The sequence below is a fragment of the Rhodococcus sp. NPDC080181 genome, from assembly GCF_040702225.1.
In the GTDB taxonomy this organism is placed as follows: Bacteria; Actinomycetota; Actinomycetes; order Mycobacteriales; family Mycobacteriaceae; genus Rhodococcoides; species Rhodococcoides fascians.
Genome location: NZ_JBFBKN010000057.1, coordinates 1 through 2,577 on the forward strand (window position 1 = coordinate 1; position 2,577 = coordinate 2,577).

General features: G+C 64.1%; 2 protein-coding genes. Both read right to left on the reverse strand.

Going from position 1 to position 2,577, the window contains the following annotated elements; genetic code table 11:
- Positions 1 to 74 precede the first annotated feature (74 nt).
- A complete protein-coding gene (gene istB / locus AB0O58_RS26650) occupies positions 75 to 899 on the reverse strand; it encodes an IS21-like element helper ATPase IstB (RefSeq protein WP_317549772.1) in 825 nt (274 codons plus the stop codon).
- Positions 896 to 2,413, reverse strand: a complete 1,518-nt coding sequence (istA, locus tag AB0O58_RS26655; RefSeq protein ID WP_269596890.1) for an IS21 family transposase — start codon at positions 2,411 to 2,413, stop codon at positions 896 to 898. The genes istB and istA overlap by 4 nt, the downstream gene beginning before the upstream one ends.
- Between the last annotated feature and the right edge of the window lie 164 nt (positions 2,414 to 2,577).

The window sequence follows — 2,577 nt, forward strand, 5'->3', positions numbered from 1 at the left end:
TGTCAATGGCCATGTCGATGTCCCCGCTGGTGGCCAGGTAAAAGTCCCCACCCCGTGTTGATGTTTCCGGTTGTTCAGGGGCGGTCCTTTCGATGCTGTGCGTCTTTCATGCGGTAGGACTCGCCGTCGGTGACGACGATGGTGGCGTGGTGGAGAAGCCGATCGAGGATCGAGGCGGCGGTGGTGTGCTCGGGGAGGAACCGGCCCCATTGCTCGAACGGCCAGTGCGATCCGATCGCCAACGAGCGGCGTTCGTAGGCGCCGGCGACGAGGCGGAACAGCAACTGGGTGCCGGTGTCGTCGAGCGGGGCGAATCCCATCTCATCGATGATGATCAGGTCGACTCGTAGTAGGGATTCGATGATCTTCCCGACGGTGTTGTCGGCCAGACCTCGATACAGGGTTTCGACGAGGTCGGCGGCGGTGAAGTACCGGACCTTGTGACCGGCATGGACTGCGGCGACACCGAGCCCGATGAGGGTGTGCGATTTACCTGTCCCGGCGGGCCCGATTATCGCTAGATTCGATTGTGTCCGAACCCATTCCAGGCTCGTCAGGTAGTCGAAGGCTTTCGGTTGGATCGACGACGCCGCCACGTCGAACGCCTCCAATGTTTTCGTGACCGGGAACGCCGCTGCTTTGAGGCGGTTGACGATGTTCGAGGCATCGCGGGCGGCGAGCTCGGATTCGATGAGCGTGCGCAGCACTTCTTCGGGAGTCCACCGCTGTGTCTTCGCGGTCAGGAGCACTTCGGGTGCGGTCCGGCGGATTGCTGCGAGTTTGAGTCGCCGCAGTCCGGCATCGAGATCGGCTGCTAGTTCGGGAACCGATTGCGGTGCAGCAGTTCTCGGTGCAGCTGCCTTGTTCGATCCCGTTGCGGTCGTGGTTGTTTCGGTCATGAGGGCACCTGCTCGTCGCCGGCGGGCGGGCGGATCGCGTAGGCGTCGAGGGACCGGGTCGGCGCGATCGGTAGATCCAAAATCAGCGCATCCCCCGCTGAACGTGGTTGCGGTGCGCCCGCACCCGCGGCGAGGATCGACCGGACATCAGCGGCTCGGAATCGGCGGAACGCGACCGCTCGGGTCAACGCAGCAAGAAGTTTCTCGGTGCCGTGCGCAGCACCGAGTGCGAGGAGGATCTCGAGTTCGGAGGCGAGCCTGGTGTTGCCGATGGCTGCGGCACCGAGGAGGAATGCTTCCGCTACGGGTCCGAGTGCGCAGAACTGTTGTTCCACAGTCGTTCTCGGCCTGGGCCCACGACTCGGGGCGGGACGGGCGCCGTCGTAGTGCTCGTCGAGCACCGACGCCGTGCCGGGGTGGGCAAGGTCGTGTTCGGCGACGACTTCGCCGGTGGATGGATCAACTATCACCAGCCGGCCCTCGGCTTGGACGAGGGTGACCGTGAAGCCGATGAATCGGACGGGCACCGAGTAGCGTGCGGAGGCGAATCGGACGCACGAGAGCTTGTCGACCTTCCGGGTTACCGGCGGCGGTCCGATCTCCAACCGTAGAGATGGCAATGGCGACAACAGTTCTCGCTCCTCATCGAGCTTGTCGTCGGGGACCGCGCAGATCTCCGAGTGAATGCGGGAGTTGACTTCCGTGCACCACGCTCTCGCCGCGGCGTTGGCGACATGGACATCGACGGTGGTGCCGGCAACCGCCGCCTCGGTGAACAGCGGCACCGCAAGATCGCGTTGGGCGTAGCCGACGAGGTTCTCCACCACCCCTTTCGATTGTGGGTCGTTCGCGTGGCAGAAGTCGGGTGCGAACCCGTAATGAGCAGCGAAGCGGACGTAGTCCGGGGTGGGGATGACAACGTTCGCGACGACGCCGCCTTTGAGGCATGCCATGCGGTCGGCGAGTACTTTTGCTGGGACACCTCCGATCGCGGCCAAGGCTTCGGCGATCAATGCCATTGTGGTGGTTGCTTTCTCGTCGGTCGCGAAGGTGGCGAACCGCCACCGCGAGTACGCCATGACCGCGCAGAACAGGTGCAGTCCGCCCACTGTTGCCCAGTCGATGACGAGGTAGTCACCTGGTGCCCAGACTGCTGGGCGGCGGCCGCGGTGATGCTCGGTGCGCCAGCGTTTCTTCTCTTCTGCGACAAGGCGGCGGAAGTTGCGGTCCGACCCTTCGTAGCCGGCGGTGCGGGCGATCGGCAGGATTCGTTTGGCAGAGATTCGGCCCTGCGATTTCTCGACCCGCTCGGTGACCAGGTCGGTGACCGCGGCGTAGTTGCGTTCGCGGTCGGTCCGCGGTGGCGGTGTCTCGCCGGCTTGGGTGGCCTCGAATTTGTCGATGGTGCGTTTGACGGTTTTGTGGGTGGTGCCGCAGAGCTCAGCTGCTCCTCGGTACGACCCGACTTCGCGGTAAGCGGAAATGATGTCCATGCGTTCCTTCGCAGACTTCAATGGAACTCCCCGGGCGGTGCGGTGTGTGGTTGGCACCTTCACCGTCACCGCTCGGGCCTCGAGTTCCTGATCGACACGACGAACACGGGGTGGGGACTTTCAGTTGGCCACCAGTGGGGACCTCGACCTGGCCACCAGTGGGTACTTTTTCATGGCCACGGACA